Origin of the sequence: Pontibacterium sinense (assembly GCF_015209595.1) — a bacterium.
Classification (GTDB): domain Bacteria; phylum Pseudomonadota; class Gammaproteobacteria; order Pseudomonadales; family Balneatricaceae; genus Pontibacterium; species Pontibacterium sinense.
Map to the genome: position 1 here is coordinate 66,223 of NZ_JADEYS010000013.1, position 15,430 is coordinate 81,652.

Annotated in this window: 14 protein-coding genes; 9 read left to right on the forward strand and 5 right to left on the reverse strand. The window is 48.9% G+C overall.

Annotation, left to right across the window (positions count from 1 at the left end; genetic code table 11):
• Positions 1 to 255: 255 nt before the first annotated feature.
• From IOQ59_RS13305 to IOQ59_RS13335, 7 genes are all read left to right on the forward strand, one after another.
• Positions 256 to 1,665 carry an aminotransferase-like domain-containing protein gene (locus IOQ59_RS13305; protein ID WP_193953867.1) on the forward strand — a complete coding sequence of 470 codons (1,410 nt, stop codon included), beginning with the start codon at positions 256 to 258 and terminating at the stop codon, positions 1,663 to 1,665.
• A 419-nt stretch (positions 1,666 to 2,084) separates the two neighbouring features.
• On the forward strand, positions 2,085 to 2,945 hold the full coding sequence (locus tag IOQ59_RS13310) for a hypothetical protein (protein ID WP_193953868.1): 861 nt from the start codon (positions 2,085 to 2,087) through the stop codon (positions 2,943 to 2,945).
• A 311-nt stretch (positions 2,946 to 3,256) separates the two neighbouring features.
• A complete protein-coding gene (gene ccoN / locus IOQ59_RS13315; protein ID WP_193953869.1) occupies positions 3,257 to 4,687 on the forward strand; it encodes a cytochrome-c oxidase, cbb3-type subunit I in 1,431 nt (476 codons plus the stop codon).
• A gap of 20 nt (positions 4,688 to 4,707) precedes the next feature.
• Positions 4,708 to 5,328 carry a cytochrome-c oxidase, cbb3-type subunit II gene (ccoO, locus tag IOQ59_RS13320; protein ID WP_193953870.1) on the forward strand — a complete coding sequence of 207 codons (621 nt, stop codon included), beginning with the start codon at positions 4,708 to 4,710 and terminating at the stop codon, positions 5,326 to 5,328.
• A 46-nt stretch (positions 5,329 to 5,374) separates the two neighbouring features.
• The gene (locus IOQ59_RS13325) at positions 5,375 to 5,518 is read left to right on the forward strand and encodes a cbb3-type cytochrome oxidase subunit 3 (protein WP_193953936.1); all 144 of its coding nucleotides are present in this window, start codon (positions 5,375 to 5,377) and stop codon (positions 5,516 to 5,518) included.
• Positions 5,515 to 6,432: a cytochrome-c oxidase, cbb3-type subunit III gene (gene ccoP / locus IOQ59_RS13330; RefSeq protein ID WP_193953871.1), complete on the forward strand. Its 918-nt coding sequence runs from the start codon at positions 5,515 to 5,517 to the stop codon at positions 6,430 to 6,432. Before IOQ59_RS13325 ends, ccoP begins: the two co-directional genes overlap by 4 nt.
• A 92-nt stretch (positions 6,433 to 6,524) precedes the next feature.
• Positions 6,525 to 7,649, forward strand: coding sequence for a phosphoserine transaminase (locus IOQ59_RS13335; RefSeq protein ID WP_371871865.1), 1,125 nt, complete (start codon positions 6,525 to 6,527; stop codon positions 7,647 to 7,649).
• Positions 7,650 to 7,777: 128 nt separating this feature from the next.
• Here IOQ59_RS13335 and IOQ59_RS13340 read toward each other — a convergent pair whose 3' ends face one another.
• Positions 7,778 to 10,207, reverse strand: a complete 2,430-nt coding sequence (locus tag IOQ59_RS13340; RefSeq protein WP_193953873.1) for a GcvT family protein — start codon at positions 10,205 to 10,207, stop codon at positions 7,778 to 7,780.
• Between the two features lie 140 nt (positions 10,208 to 10,347).
• Here IOQ59_RS13340 and IOQ59_RS13345 point away from each other — a divergent pair, with 140 nt between their 5' ends.
• Both IOQ59_RS13345 and IOQ59_RS13350 read left to right on the forward strand, forming a co-directional pair.
• Positions 10,348 to 11,238 (forward strand): LysR substrate-binding domain-containing protein, encoded by an 891-nt coding sequence (locus tag IOQ59_RS13345; protein ID WP_228050900.1) that lies wholly within the window; start codon positions 10,348 to 10,350, stop codon positions 11,236 to 11,238.
• 36 nt (positions 11,239 to 11,274) lie between these two features.
• On the forward strand, positions 11,275 to 12,183 hold the full coding sequence (locus IOQ59_RS13350; protein WP_193953875.1) for a LysR substrate-binding domain-containing protein: 909 nt from the start codon (positions 11,275 to 11,277) through the stop codon (positions 12,181 to 12,183).
• A gap of 5 nt (positions 12,184 to 12,188) precedes the next feature.
• Here IOQ59_RS13350 and IOQ59_RS13355 read toward each other — a convergent pair whose 3' ends face one another.
• From IOQ59_RS13355 to IOQ59_RS13370, 4 genes are all read right to left on the reverse strand, one after another.
• The gene (locus IOQ59_RS13355) at positions 12,189 to 12,662 is read right to left on the reverse strand and encodes an acyl-CoA thioesterase (RefSeq protein WP_193953876.1); all 474 of its coding nucleotides are present in this window, start codon (positions 12,660 to 12,662) and stop codon (positions 12,189 to 12,191) included.
• Positions 12,663 to 12,898: 236 nt separating this feature from the next.
• Positions 12,899 to 13,441, reverse strand: a complete 543-nt coding sequence (locus tag IOQ59_RS13360) for a hypothetical protein (RefSeq protein WP_193953877.1) — start codon at positions 13,439 to 13,441, stop codon at positions 12,899 to 12,901.
• A gap of 259 nt (positions 13,442 to 13,700) precedes the next feature.
• Positions 13,701 to 14,558, reverse strand: a complete 858-nt coding sequence (locus tag IOQ59_RS13365) for an ABC transporter permease (protein WP_193953878.1) — start codon at positions 14,556 to 14,558, stop codon at positions 13,701 to 13,703.
• 3 nt (positions 14,559 to 14,561) lie between these two features.
• Complete coding sequence (locus IOQ59_RS13370) at positions 14,562 to 15,371, reverse strand: taurine ABC transporter ATP-binding protein (protein WP_193953879.1); 810 nt, start codon at positions 15,369 to 15,371, stop codon at positions 14,562 to 14,564.
• Positions 15,372 to 15,430 lie beyond the last annotated feature (59 nt).

A 15,430-nucleotide genomic window follows, 5' to 3' on the forward strand; every position in this document is an offset into this window, starting at 1 on the left:
AACCAGACCGAAAAGCAATGTGATCAGAGGCCAGTTGGTTAAGTGTCGTAGTTTTTGAAATTTGCCTTCTGTTAGATGAACGCGAACTTTTCCATCGTTGTTTGTAGGAGAAGTTCCAATGTAAGTGACAAGTATCTTTTCCATCATTGATCGCACATGAATTGTTGATGAAAGAAAAATACGCTTGTGTTGAATGTGGGTACAGGTGTAAAAAAAGTAACAACGATGTGCACAGATTGATGTTTGGAGAAAAAAATGGCGACCGATTACCTTTATCACCAGCTGGAAAGTTGGTTACAGGAGGGGATCCAGAAACAGCGGTGGCGCTTGGGGGAGCGTTTACCGTCAATTAGAACGCTTTGCCAAGAGCACGGTTTATCCAGATCTACCGTACAGCATGCATTGCAGCGGTTAGAGGCCCAGGGGTTGTTGGAAGCACGTCCAAAGGCGGGATATTTCGTGCGTTTTCAGCCCAAGGCGCTTGAGATACCGCAATCCCGTGTCCAAATCGACGAGCCTCAGCTGGTTACAGTAAGTGATCTGTTACTCGATATTATGGGACGAAGTGCGGCGTTTGATCTGTTGCCTGATCTCAATGTGGGTGACCTGCCTCCAGGTGTAGTGGCGTTAAACCGTTCTATCGGGAGGTCGTTGAGACGGCAGCGAGGGGATGATTATCAGTATTATGATGAGCCCGCAGGAAACCTGCGATTGCGAGAGCAGTTGGCTTTACACAATTCGAGACGTGGCTGGATCGTTTCGCCAGATGAGTTATGCATTACCTCGGGGTGTCAGCATGCACTGTTTCTTGCACTTATGGCAACGTGTGAGAAGGGAGATGTTGTTGCAGTAGAGTCTCCGGGGTTTTACGGCGCTTTGCAGTTACTGGAACAGCTGGAACTAAAAGTTGTAGAAGTGCCAACATCGGTAGAATCGGGGATAGATACTGATTCGCTGGAAGAAGCTCTAAAGAATTGGAAAATTAAAGCCTGCATTGTTTCGCCCGCATTTGGCACGCCCAGCGGGGTGTTGATGCCCGACTCATCCAGAAAGCGCATTCTTGAACTTGCGGAACAGTATGATTTAGCGATTATCGAGGATGATATCTATGGTGACACCGCATTTGGCGCGGTGCCGGATCCTCTCAAAGCGATAGACACTGAAAGCAGGGTCATTTTGTGCAGCTCTTTTTCTAAGTGTATGTCACGTGATCTCAGGCTTGGCTGGATCTCAGGGGCCCGTTGGCACTCTCGTATCATACGGTTAAAACTCGTGACTCAATTGGCTAGCAGTCGATACCTGCAGCAGGGCGTGGCGGATTATATGGAAGAAGGTGGATTTGCGACTCACCTACGCAAACTGCGAAAGGAGTTGAGGGAACGTCGTGACTGCTTGATTGCCCATTTGCACGACTGGCCATGTGATTTACGCGTTAACCTTCCTCAGGGTGGTTTGTCGGTGTGGGTTGAGCTTCCGGAATCCGTGGATACGCTTGGGGCATATACCAAAGCGTTGGAACACAACGTGGTGATTACTCCAGGGCCACTTTTCTCCGTCTCCGGTCAGTTCCAGAATTATCTGCGCATTAGTTTTGAACACCCGTGGAGCCCAAAGAGGGTGAATGCCCTGAATCGTTTACCCGAGATACTACTCAGTGACCGCTAGAACCTGATCTGTGTACATTAATTTTGATAAATCTAGGTCTGTGCCTATCCTTTCCCATGTTTTAGTCTCTGTTCAACATTCTGTCTGAACGCGAGTACTAAGGCTTTGTATCAATATGACGAAGATGACCATGCATTGTATGAGGCGAGGAAGCGCTTTTATCCCTCAGTGCCTGCGTGGTTTATCAGATCATTCCATCTCAAAGCCTGCAGTCAGGTTTCGTTTCCGGGAGGTCGTTATGATTTTTTCGTGGATGTTACTCAGGCATTAAAAAAACACATCTAGAGGGCAAGCTATAGCGTTTATATGGTTTTCTCGTAGCGATGAGTCCACTGAATTAATTCGATGGGACAGAGAAATAATTTATTCGGTGTGCATGTTGTTTCTCCTCATTATCGTAAACGCCAGCGGTTTTTATCATGATTGATATTATCTATACATCTGTACCCATGAGTGATTGTGAACGTAATGAGCTTTTATATAACGGTAGTTTGATTGTTTTTAAGCAAATCCCTGGAATGTTAGAAGTTAATTGTATTTTGGATAGGATGATCCGTGAAAACTTCGGCAATGATCCTATGCGGGTCGTTTCGAAATGTCCGGATTTGTTTGACGTCAATATGAAAAATCTACAGAAAGATTTTCGCAATAACAGGGATGTCTTGCCATTTTTTAAACTGGCATTAGGTCAATCCGGTATGGATTTGGGAGGAAATTATGCGGATAGTTTATTCCTGCGCTGTGTCCCTCCAATACCAAACGTAACAAATTTGACCAGAGGAAAGATTGGCGTTCATCGAGATACATGGGGCAGCAATATTCAGCAGCAGATCAACTGGTGGAGTAGTGTTTATTCTCTTACAGAAGCAAACACAATCGTGTTTTATCCCAAGTACTGGCAGACCCCAGTATCAAATGATACGGATAATTGGTCATACGAAGCGTTTTGCGCCGCTCGAACAACAGCGATGCTGAGCGATCGACCATCATGTATCGAATACCCGTATGCGCCTTCGGCGACTCAGGAACTACAGAGCTCTGATGCAGTAAGCGTTGTCGTTAACCCTGGTGATATCCTTTGCTTTTCCAGCGCGCACCTTCACGCCAGCACACCAGATCCAGAAAAATACAGTCGGTTTAACATCGAATTAAGGTCATTTACCGGGCGTGATGTCCGTGATGAGAATGACAGTGAACCGAGGAATATCGATAACGCTCAGGTTGATCCGAAATATGAATGGTTTAAGTGTCTCAGGGATGGGAGTGACTTTCATGCATAAGAGCAAGTAAAACGAAAACCTGTACCCTCCTTGGCTGTCTGTTTGGAGACGGATATATCCCTGCTTAACGCTGCTGGAAAATAGCTGAAAATCTTAGCGTGATTGGCTCGTTTAACTCGGTTGGTTTTCAGCTTTTTATGCCTGTTATTTTCTGTTAGGAAATATCTTTTTGTTCTATATGGGTTTCATTTTGGTATTTGAATATTAAGAGGTAGGGGGTTGTTCATATGGAAGTATCAAGGTCGTGTATAGGAATTATTTTTTAGAAAAACAAATAAATATTATGAATGAATTGGTGATGAGAGCCTAATATGAGCACAGCAGCGGAACACCCCACGTACAATTACAAGGTGGTGCGCCAGTTTGCCATTATGACAGTCGTTTGGGGTATTGTCGGAATGGCTATTGGTGTCCTAATTGCAGCCCAGCTGGTCTGGCCTGCACTTAACTTTGATACGCCCTGGTTAAGTTTCGGACGGCTACGGCCGTTACACACAAACGCAGTTATTTTTGCGTTCGGAGGTTGCGCCTTATTTGCAACCTCTTACTACGTCGTACAACGGACGTGTCGGGTTAGGTTGTTTTCCGACAAATTAGCGGCCTTTACCTTTTGGGCTTGGCAGCTTGTCATTATCAGCACAATCATCACGCTGCCTTTGGGCATGACCTCTACAAAAGAGTATGCAGAGATGGAGTGGCCAATTGATGTACTTATTACCATTGTATGGGTGGCCTATGGGATTGTGTTCTTAGGCACAGTGAAAGTACGTAAAACCTCTCATATCTATGTGGGCAACTGGTTTTATATGTCTTTCATTATCACGATCGCTGTTCTGCATATCGTGAACAGTGCAGCAATACCGGTGACGCTGTGGAAGTCTTACTCGGTATATGCCGGTACCGTCGACGCAATGGTTCAGTGGTGGTACGGCCACAATGCGGTAGGTTTCTTCCTGACGGCGGGTTTCCTGGGAATGATGTATTACTTTGTTCCTAAGCAGGCGGAGCGCCCAATTTTCTCTTACCGTCTATCCATCGTTCATTTCTGGGCATTGATAGCAACGTACATGTGGGCGGGTGGTCACCACCTGCATTACACATCCCTGCCTGATTGGACTCAATCTGTAGCAATGGTGATGTCCCTGATCTTGTTGGCTCCATCCTGGGGCGGAATGATCAACGGCATGATGACCCTGTCTGGTGCATGGCACAAACTGCGTACTGATCCGATTCTGCGTTTTCTGGTTGTGTCCCTTTCTTTCTACGGTATGTCTACCTTCGAAGGACCGATGATGTCGATTAAAACTGTAAATGCTCTGTCCCACTACACAGACTGGACGGTTGGTCATGTACACGCAGGGGCGCTAGGTTGGGTTGCGATGATCTCTATCGGTTCTGTGTATCACATGATCCCTCGCTTATTTGGCAAGACACAGATGTATTCCATGGGCCTGATCAATACACACTTCTGGCTGGCCACCATTGGTACTGTTTTGTACATCTGTGCGATGTGGGTTAACGGCATCTTACAGGGGTTAATGTGGCGTGCAGTCAATGAGGACGGGACCCTGACATATAGCTTTGTGGAAGCTCTGGAAGCCTCTCACCCTGGATTCTTCGTTCGATGGTTGGGCGGAATATTCTTCCTGACAGGGATGCTGTTGATGGCATTCAACACCTGGCAAACCATTCGCAAAGACAGTTCAGCACCACAAGCAACTGTTACAGCGCACGTCGCTTAAGGCCATAGGGGTAGATGAATATGATCAAGCATGAATTGATTGAAAAAAATATCGGCCTGATGAGCCTGCTTATTATTCTCGTGATCAGTGGCGGTGGTCTTGCAGAGATTGTGCCTCTTTTCTTTCAACCATCAACAACCAAGCCAATCGAAGGTCTGCGTACTTATACTGCACTGGAGCTGGAGGGGCGTGATATATATATTCGCGAAGGTTGTACGGTATGCCACACCCAGCAAATCCGACCGTTTCGTGCAGAGACAGAACGTTATGGCCATTTTTCCACGGCAAATGAACATGTTTGGGAACATCCTCATCTTTGGGGTTCTAAGCGCACCGGGCCTGATCTGGCACGCGTCGGTGCTCGTTACTCTGATGATTGGCATCGTGCTCATTTGTACAACCCTCGTGATGTTGTACCTGAGTCTAAGATGCCATCTTACCCATGGTTGTTCGAAAACAAGTTAAGTGGCGACGATACCGCCAGGAAGTTTGAAGTTCAGCGTGCTTTGGGGGTTCCTTTTACCGATGAGCAGATCGCGGGTGCACAGAGTGCCGTCCGGGGAAAATATGAGATTGATGCAGTCGTAGCGTACCTCCAGTCGCTGGGTAAGCTGCACACTAACTACGATAAAGTACGGTAATCAGCCTGTGAGTTACGATGTTTATGGTCCCTATATTGTGGTGGTAATGCTCATCACATTCCTCGCTTTGTTTGTCTGGGTTTTGCACCCAAAGAACACGTCAAAGTTTAATGATGCTGCAAACCTCCCCTTCGCGGATAGAAACGAAGGGGCTGCTGTACAGATCGATAACAGGAGAAGAACAAAATGAGTGCTTTTTGGAGTGCATGGGTATCTGTAATTACCCTGGCAGTCATTTTTGGCTGTACCTGGTTGCTATTGGCGACTCGTAAGAGTGAGACGCATAAAGAAGCAACTGAAGAAACATTAGGGCATGAATTTGACGGTATCGAAGAGTATGACAACCCTCTGCCACGCTGGTGGTTCCAGATGTTTATGGCCACAGTTATTTTTAGTCTTGGCTATTTAGTACTTTATCCAGGTTTAGGTAATTTTCAGGGGTTGTTGGGTTGGTCTTCTACTGGTCAATGGCAGGAGGAAATGGCGCATGCAGAAGAACAGTACAAGCCGGTATTTGCAAAATATGCAGCAATGTCTGTTGAAGAACTGCAGCAACCCGGTAATGAAGCGGGCTTAAAAATGGGTCAGCGCATGTTTGCCAATAACTGTGCTCTGTGTCATGGATCTACCGGATCGGGTTCGTATGGTTTTCCAAACCTAACCGACACTGATTGGTTGTACGGTGGAGATCCTGCGACTATCCAGACAACCATCGCTCATGGTCGACAAGGCGGCATGCCACCCTGGGGTGCGGTTCTGGGCGAAGAGGGTATACGTGATGTAACGTCTTACGTCCTGAGCCTGAGCGGTGGACAGGTGGATGCTGGCTCCGTTGAAAAAGGAAAACCTCAATTTCAGGCACTGTGTGCGGCGTGTCATGGCGCCGATGCCCGTGGAATGTTGGCACTGGGAGCACCGAATCTGACTGATAATATTTGGTTATACGGCGGTGCTTTTGAGAATGTTGCCCACTCCATTCGTAATGGCCGTAACGGTGTGATGCCAGCACATAATACGTTGTTGAGCGAAGATAAGATCCACTTGATCACAGCCTATGTTTACAGTCTGTCTAATAAAAGTGGGGTAGGGATCAGTCGTCTGTAAAATATGAGTCGAGATCTAATTTAGCATATTAAACAACTCAGTTTGAGATGCTGTGGTCACATCGCAGCATTTCTATTTCACCGGGATATAGCGTGAACTCTCATCCAGATATTAAGCCTAAAAATCCTTACTTTTCTTCTGGTCCATGCCGTAAGAGGCCAGGCTATAACGTTGCAGATCTAGACATCACAGTATTAGGCCGATCACATCGTTCTACGTTGGGTAAACATGTATTGAAGCGATCTATTAACGATACAGCTGAATTACTTGGTATACCGGATGATTATAAGGTCGGGATTGTTCCCGCATCTGATACTGGTGCAGTTGAAATGGTGTTGTGGAGTATGTTGGGTACGCGCCCTATCGATGTATGTTCTTGGGAGAGTTTCGGAGCAGCTTGGTATGATGACATTACTGAACAATTACAACTGAATGCTAACCACATAACGGCGAACTATGGGGAGTTACCTGATCTCACCCAAACAAATCCGTATCACGATATCGTTTTTACATGGAATGGTACTTCGTCTGGAGTAAAAGTCAGCAATGGTGATTGGATTGCTGCAGATCGTGAGGGGCTGACCATTTGTGATGCAACTTCAGCTGTGTTTGCAATGGAATTGCCATGGGATAAGCTCGATGTCATCACATTTAGCTGGCAAAAAGTGATTGGTGGAGAGGGAGCCCATGGGGTTGTCGTTCTTAGTCCTCGTGCCATAGAGCGCTTAGAAAGCTATACACCTAATTGGCCCTTGCCCAAAATCTTTCGTATGACAAAGAACGGGAGGTTGATTGAAGGCATTTTTGAGGGGGCGACGATCAATACACCGTCGATGCTTTGTGTTTCAGACTATCAGGATGCACTGAACTGGTTTCGTTCAGCAGGTGGTATCACAAGTGCCGTACAAACAAGTAACGCAAGCCTCAAGGAAATTGAAGCCTTTGTTAATGAGCGTGATTGGATTCAATTCTTAGCTAGGGATCCCGTCACGCGATCTAATACAAGCGTGTGTTTAACACTTAGTTTAAATGTTGATCAGGTCAATGAACTGGTTGAGTTACTTCAGAGTGAAAATGTTGCTTACGATATAGGATCGTATCGAGATGCGCCTCCGGGACTTAGGATATGGTGTGGAGCGACTGTAAGTACAGAAGATGTTAGGGCGTTGCTCCCTTGGATTGAGTGGGGTTATCACCAAGTAACTATGAAAAACTAGTTACTCCTTCTACGTAAGAGTTTTTAGCTTCATAGACTAATCGCAACAGCTATTGAGCGCTCCTTTGAAGAAAAAAGCCCGACGCAGGGTCGGGCTAAACGTAACGTAAAGTTACTTATGACAGAACTTTATGCATCCGACTTCAACAGTTCGCCTTTCGGATCGTAAACACAACCTTTTGTTGCTTTTGCTGGGTAGTGGTTGCCTAGAATCTTCACGGTGAGGTCAGCAGCGATGGCATCAGTGTTGATGTACGCGAGCGCCAGACTCTTCTGTACACGGTGACCGTAACCACCCGAGCTGACCTGACCCACAACGTTGCCATCCTGATAGACCGGTTCCATGCCGGTGGCTGCATCTACGTCGGTGGTATCGATTTCCAGCAGTACCAGCTTGGTTTCTACACCTTGTTCTTTCTGGAGAGCGAGTGCTGCACGACCTTCAAACTCGCCTTTATCCAGCTTAACGAACCAGCCCAGATTCGCTTCCAGTGCCGTGAATTCGGTAATCAGATCGTGGCCCCACATTGGGTAGCCTTTCTCAAGACGCATGGAGTCCATAGCCCGCAGACCGAAGTCTTTAATATCCCACTCGTTACCCGCGTCGATCAGGGCGTCATACAGTGCCGCCTGATGCTCAATCGGGTGATGCAGCTCCCAGCCCAGCTCGCCGACGAAGTTCATACGCAGGGCGCGAACAGGTGCGCCTGCTACTTCGATCTCCTGTCCGGTGAACCAAGGGAATCCTTCATTGCTCAGGTCAGAGTCGGTCAGTTTAGCCAGCACTTTACGCGCATCCGGTCCGGCCAGAACCAGTGTGCCGTACTGACGGGTGATGTTGGTCAGTTCTACGCTGGTATCGGTTGGCAGTCGCTGGGTCAGCCAATCTTCGATCAATAACTCCCCGGCAGCAGGGGCCATCATGTAGTAGCTGCCGTTCTGCAATTTGGTGATGGAGAATTCCCATGCCACGCCGCCTTCAGCTGTCAGCGGGTGGGCCAATGCGGTTGCGCCCACGTCCGTTGGGATGCGGTTTGGTGAGAGTGACTCCAACCATGCATGCGCGCCATCGCCGGCAATTTCAAACTTGGTAAATGGCGACAGATCCAGCAAGCCGACATGTTCTTGTACGTGAGTACATTCTGCTGCCACCGGCTCAAACCAGTTTCCGCGACGGAAACTGTGGTGTTCCTGAGGTTCTACACCTTCCGGAGCAAACCAGCTTGCACGTTCCCATCCGTAGTATGCGCCGAATACCGCGTTTTTCTCGCTCTGACGGTCGTAGGCTGGTGCCTTTTTGAGGCCGCGCTGTGCAGGGCGCATGGCGTACTCGTTCGGGAAGCCGAGCTGATATTCGTTTGCGTACACTTCGGTCGCTTTATCAACGCAGTACTTGTGATCGGAGTAATCACCAAAACGACGTGGGTCCAGTTCGAAGAGATCCAGCTCTGGATGACCGTTGACGATCCACTGGGACATGAAGTGGCCCGCGCCACCGCCCTGAACGATGCCGAAGTTGAAACCGGTGCAGACGAAGTAGTTGGTGTAACCATGCACCGGACCAATCAGTGGGTGGCCGTCTGGCGTGTAGGTGATCGGACCATTCACGACAGTTTTGATACCGGCCTTGGTGATCAGTTCGACCTGTTCCATCGCGGTGCACATGATGTCTTCGATACGATCCAGATCCGGTTGAAGTAGTTCCTGACCGAATGCAGCAGGCACACCATCAACGGCCCACGGAATACCACCTTTTTCGTATGGGCCAAGGATGAAACCTTTGCCTTCCTGACGCAGGTAGTAGGACACATCCGGGTCGCGCAGCATGGGCAGCATATGGTCGCGTTCTTCCAGTTCTGGAATGTTATCGGTAACGATGAACTGGTGCTCCATGGACGCCATCGGCAGGTGATGCCCAACCATTTCTGCCACTTCATTCGCACGGAAACCCGCTGCGTTGACGATCACACCGGCATCAATCACGCCTTTTTCGGTGGTGACCAGCCAGCGGCCATTGTCTTGTTGCTCAATCGCGGATACCGGGTTGCTACGCACGATGGTTGCACCGGCGGCACGTGCACCGGCAGCCATTGCGTTGGTGACACTGGTCGGATCGATGTGACCATCGGCCGGATCCCACATACCGCCCAGCAGGCCGGTTGTATCCAGATACGGGTACAACTCCTGCAGGCGTTCAACGGAGACCATCTCCAGATTCAGGCCCGCCAGATCGGACATCGCAACCACGCGTTCAAACTCGTCCATGCGATCCTGAGTGTGCGCCAGACGCACTGCACCGGTTGGATGATGGTCAACCGGCTGGCCGGTTTCTTCCTGTAAACGGCCGTACAGATCGATACTGTACTGTTGGAGTTTCATGACGTTGTAGCTGTTACTGAAGTGCGGCAAATTGCCGGCAGCGTGCCAGGTAGAACCTGAAGTCAGCTCAATTTTTTCGGTGAGCATGACATCGGTCATACCCAGTTTTGTCAGGTGGTAAAGAGTACTCACACCCGCAATGCCGCCGCCAATGATTAATACTTCAGTTTTATTCTTCATATGTGTATTCCCATCGTTGAGCCAATACTGGATCGAATTAATTATTGTTGTAACTGCTTAGCTATCGATGTTATGAATGTGTTCGACCTCTTACAAACGATATATTTCTCGCTTTTGGATAAGTACTGCTTATGAAAGAGATGCTGACAAATAACATTCAACTCAATTGGCTTCGAACGTTTGAAGCAGCAGGAAGGCGTTTGAGTTTTACCCTGTCTGCGCAGGAACTGAATATGAGCCAATCCGCTGTAAGCCAGCAAATACAGCTGTTGGAGCATCATCTGAATCAAAAATTATTCCTACGAGCGAACCGTACAATTCAGCTGACGGATGCGGGTCGATCCTTCCTTCCACTGGTTCAGGACAGCATGCGACAGCTGAATACCGGCGCCGCACAAATCTTTACACCGCTCAATCAGGCGGTGGTTGAAGTGAATGTAAACAGTGCTTTTGGTGTGCTTTGGCTTGCGCCGAGATTGCATCGGTTCAATACGATCTATCCGCAGATCACGATTCGGCAGCTCGGCACCAACTGGGCGACGGATTTTGACATCTCCACGGCGGAACTGGAGATCCGATATGGCGCAGGGAATTGGCCGGGGTTTGAATGTCATCCACTGGTTTCAAAACAGTTACGACCCTATTGCAGCGTGGCAAATGCTAAACGGATTCGTCAGCCATCAGATCTCGAAAGCATGGTGTTATTGGATGTGATTGGTACACCGCAAGGCTGGAGTAAATGGTTGGAAATGATGGAGCTGGATAATACGGATGAGCAATCTCACCAGTATATGGACAGCCATGCAACGGCGGTATCGATGGCGGCAAACGGGTTTGGTGTGTGCCTGATGTATGACGAATTAATGCGGGAGGGGGTGCTGGCCAAGCAGTTAGTGGCGCCGTTTGTAGACAGCATTTCAACCGAAGGCAGCTATTATTTGTGCTATCAGAGCGATAAAGATCTGTCAGACGCCTCAAGGATCTTCAGGGATTGGTTGTTAGGCAGTGGCGCGCACCGTTCAGCACGTTAGTGCGGGTCTGGTAGGTATAGAGGGCAAGGAAGGGACATGAAACGGCATATTCCATCATTACATGCGTTGCGGGCATTTGAGGCAACCGCGCGTTTGCTGAGTTTTCAGCAAGCAGCGAAAGAGCTGAATGTGACACATTCGGCGGTTAGCCACCAGATTAAAAATCTGGAACAGGATTTGGGGCAACCGCTATTTGAGCGATTGGGCCGAAGCATCGCCTTGACTGAAGTGGGCGCCAGATATGTTGTAGAGATTCGTGATGCCCTGAGTGCAATTGAAAGCAGCACTTATCGGATTTTTGGCGACCCGGATAAGGGCGATCTGTCCGTTCAGGTTTATATGGGGATCGCATCGCGTTGGCTGGTTCAGCGGTTAGGTAACTTTCAGGAGCAGTATCCAGATATCAGGATCGAACTGTACAGCTCGTATTATGACTGGGATTTCGAACCGGACGCTGCCGATATCGGTATTATTTACAGCGAAAAAACTGAGCCGGGTCTGGTGTATCAGCCGTTATTTAAAGGGATGTTAATTCCGGTCTGTAGCCCATCTTTGATGGAAGATAAACCGACGCTCTCGGTAATTGAGTTGTTAGAAAAGCCGTTTCTAAATATCACTGAATCGCCGAAAAACCTCTCGGCATGGCTGGCGGCCGTTGGCATGGATGAAAGCCATATCAACGTGGTGAGTGAGCATGGTAATCACCAGTTAGCAATGGAAGCGGCTATTGCAGGGCAGGGTGTTGCGGTGGTGCAGTCGTTTTTTGCCAGCGGCGATCTGGCGGACAAAAAGCTGGTGATGCCGCTGGACCTGAAAGTACCAGAGATCGGTGCCTGGTATCTGGTTCGCTCGTCGCGCAGTTTGTCTGACTCCAAGGTTAATTATTTTTCCAACTGGCTGTATCGTCAGATCATGGCGGATAAAGCGCTGCAGCGTGCGGGTTGAGCGCTTCAGGCTTGAGCCTTCTCAAGCCGGGTTTTAACACGGTGCATCACGTCTGAAGGTGGGATGACACCTTGCTTACTGATTACACAGCCCCGTGATGTCCCTTCGGCGACAACTCGATCACCGACGACGAACGTGTGCGTCATACTAAAAAATTTCTCATCCCATCCAGTGATCTCCATGCTCACCTCATATTTTTGAAATAGGCCCAATGGTTTTCGATAGCGCATGGAATGTTCTGAGATCACAGGCATCCAGCCTTCTTTAACCATCGTTTTGGCCAGCCCGGTACGTATAAACATATCAACGCGGGACAAGTCACAGATCGTCAGATAGCGTCCGTTATTCATATGCCGGTTGATATCAATGTCGTTGGGCAGCACGCGCATCGACAAGGTATTGCTCGGGTGCTCAATGGGTAGGCGAGGTTTAAAAAAGGATGCAGCCAGAAGATAAAACATTCTCAGGAACAGATTCATACTAATCACTTTATCGGGAAGATGATGAATTATCTTACTGGTGGTAGGCGACTCTCTTCACTGGCTGTTCGCGTCTGATTGACTGGCAATTTCCTTCAACTGATCGGTCACTATGAGATGGGGCAGCGTGAGCTTATAAGGTCGATGTGGGCATCATCGAAAAGGCCGCATGAGGAACAAACTGCGGCCTTACCTTATTCACTCTTAGGTCATCGGTGATGACGGTTGGGATTAGCTCAATGGCTCACTTTTTCGTGTGCGAACTTAAATGGATTGATCCAGGTGGTATCTTTCCCGGCAAATTGGGCTTCAGGATGCTGGTTTTCCATCAGCTGCACGACATCGGGTTCCCGGGCTTTTCTGAAATCGACCATGATCAAATACTTGCCTGCATCCAGATCATCATGGAAACGCTTTATCTTATAGCTTTCGTGCGACAGACCCGATAAACCGCCCACCCACGTGCCAAAGAGCGTAAATAGCGCGACGATGGCACCGATGGCGATCAGATCAAGTGCAATTCCGAACGGCTTACCCAGCATCAAAGCCACCCCGATGCATAATCCAATCACGACGCCGATCAGCGCACCTTGTTCACCGGAATGGATCAGGTCCAGCCTTTGTAATGTATTTGCACCGTGGATGTGGTGGCGGAAGAGTCCGTCATCGTCCTTACTCAGAACATGAAGGTTCCAGTCGGTTATGCCTAAAAGGTGAAGGTCTTTAGAGATGCTTTCCGTGCTGTCTATCGTATCGGTGAGATAGTAGAGGCGTTTCATACGGCCACCTCCTGTTATGTGAATCACTATTCATGGACCGTATACATCCATGAACCTGTGTTGAGGCTCCATATCTATAGCTTAGTGGCTCTGGGTATAAATGCTGCGTAAATAAGGCGGTGTCGTGTGGGGAAAGGGGCGGTATGGTAGATACAAAAGAGCCCGGCCGGATTTGGCTGGGCTCTTTACGGAAGGTCAGTAAGCTGGCGTACTCGTGGATGCTATTTCAAACCTTTACCATCGAATGCAATTGAGACGATCAGGCTCTGCCTTTCCACGGAATCAGTTTTGCTTCGAGCTTGCGCATCAATATATCGATGGCATAGCCGATCAGACCTACGATGATGACGCCAAGCACCACTATGTCCGTCGCCAGGAACTTACTGGCGGCCATAATCATAAAGCCGACACCCGATTCAGCGGCCACCAGCTCCGCCGCAACTACGGTACCCCAGCAGATACCCATCGCAACGCGCATACCGGTGAAGATCTCAGGCAGTGAGTTCGGCAGAATGACATGCATAAGGATCTGGCGTTTGGTTGCGCCCAAAGAGTAAGCAGCATGGATCTTGGACAGTTTTACACTACCGACCCCGGCACGGGCCGCGATCACCATAATCCAGAGTGCAGCAAAGAACAGCAGCAGGATTTTGGAACGTTCACCGATACCGGACCAGATGATCACCAGTGGAATAAATGCCAAGGGTGGGATCGGACGGAAGAACTCGACAATCGGATCAAACCAACCGCGCATGAGTTCAGATAGACCCATTGCAAAGCCCAGTGGAATACCGATCAGGCAGCCCAGCGCGAAGCCGACAAAAATTCGGTAGAGGCTGGCCCAGATATGCTCCCACAGAGAGAAGTTACGGTATCCATCCTGCGAGATTGCCGTGAACTGATCCCAGACTGCGGACGGGGCAGGCCAGAAAATAGGGTTGACCAGCTCTAATGCGCTACCTAGGTACCAGGCAATAGACAGCACAAATACGGAGAGAAAACTCCACATCCGGCCATCGGATACGGCGGTGGTATCACCAAACGTTACGGTCTTACGTTTAGTCAGGCCGTCCGTACCGAAACCAATTTTATGCTTAAGTGTTTGTATAAGTGTCATTGTTTAACCTCCTGTACCGGTAGCCAGACCCATAATTTCCTCTTCCATCTCCCAGATCATCGATAGAACCTCTTCACGGGTAGAGATGAATTCAGGAGACGCTTTTATGTCACGAGGGTTTTGGGTAAGGCCAGCGTCGGCAAAGGGTAGAGAATATTGCTTTTTGATACGGCCCGGTCGGGGCGCCATCACAAACAGTTTTTCACCTAAGAACAGCGCTTCTTCAACACTGTGGGTGATCAGAATGATGGTCTTCCCTGTCTCTTTCCAGAGTTTCAGAACCAGACTTTGCATCTTTTCACGCGTCAGGGCATCCAGTGCACCCAGCGGCTCATCCATCAGGATAACGTCGGGGTCATTGGCCAGACACCGGGCGAGCGCAACGCGTTGTTGCATACCGCCGGACAGTTCATAGATCGGTTTGTCACCGAAGTCCTGCAGACCGACAGTCTGCAAAAGATGGTCGACAGTTTCATCGATCTTTTCCTTTGGCATGCCTTTCATCTGGGGACCAAAACTGATGTTTTCGGCCACCGTGAGCCACTCGAATAGAGCGCCTTGCTGAAACACCATGCCGCGATCTGAACCGGGACCATGAAGCTCCGTAGAGGCCAGCGCCACAGTGCCTTTTGTGGGCGCAAGAAAGCCCGCAATGATATTCAACAACGTACTTTTACCGCAGCCGGATGGGCCAAGGATGGATAACAACTCTCCCTGTTTTAATGAGAAAGAGACGTCATGCAGCGCCTGCACCTGTTCGCCATTGGGTGTGTCGAACACCATGGATACGTCATTCACAACGAGATCTGACATAGCTAAATCCTTACAAACCAGAAAATTGAAAACACAAAAATGGATGCCGGGCAGGGCGA

Bases quoted from the DNA above. Each gene is read 5' to 3' on its own strand.
- IOQ59_RS13305 (WP_193953867.1), top strand. From the start codon at position 256: ATGGCGACCGATTACCTTTATCACCAGCTGGAAAGTTGGTTACAGGAG.
- IOQ59_RS13310 (WP_193953868.1), top strand. From the start codon at position 2,085: ATGATTGATATTATCTATACATCTGTACCCATGAGTGATTGTGAACGT.
- ccoN (WP_193953869.1), top strand. From the start codon at position 3,257: ATGAGCACAGCAGCGGAACACCCCACGTACAATTACAAGGTGGTGCGC.
- ccoO (WP_193953870.1), top strand. From the start codon at position 4,708: ATGATCAAGCATGAATTGATTGAAAAAAATATCGGCCTGATGAGCCTG.
- IOQ59_RS13325 (WP_193953936.1), top strand. From the start codon at position 5,375: ATGCTCATCACATTCCTCGCTTTGTTTGTCTGGGTTTTGCACCCAAAG.
- ccoP (WP_193953871.1), top strand. From the start codon at position 5,515: ATGAGTGCTTTTTGGAGTGCATGGGTATCTGTAATTACCCTGGCAGTC.
- IOQ59_RS13340 (WP_193953873.1), bottom strand. From the start codon at position 10,207: ATGAAGAATAAAACTGAAGTATTAATCATTGGCGGCGGCATTGCGGGT.
- IOQ59_RS13345 (WP_228050900.1), top strand. From the start codon at position 10,348: ATGCTGACAAATAACATTCAACTCAATTGGCTTCGAACGTTTGAAGCA.
- IOQ59_RS13350 (WP_193953875.1), top strand. From the start codon at position 11,275: ATGAAACGGCATATTCCATCATTACATGCGTTGCGGGCATTTGAGGCA.
- IOQ59_RS13355 (WP_193953876.1), bottom strand. From the start codon at position 12,662: ATGAATCTGTTCCTGAGAATGTTTTATCTTCTGGCTGCATCCTTTTTT.
- IOQ59_RS13360 (WP_193953877.1), bottom strand. From the start codon at position 13,441: ATGAAACGCCTCTACTATCTCACCGATACGATAGACAGCACGGAAAGC.
- IOQ59_RS13365 (WP_193953878.1), bottom strand. From the start codon at position 14,558: ATGACACTTATACAAACACTTAAGCATAAAATTGGTTTCGGTACGGAC.
- IOQ59_RS13370 (WP_193953879.1), bottom strand. From the start codon at position 15,371: ATGTCAGATCTCGTTGTGAATGACGTATCCATGGTGTTCGACACACCC.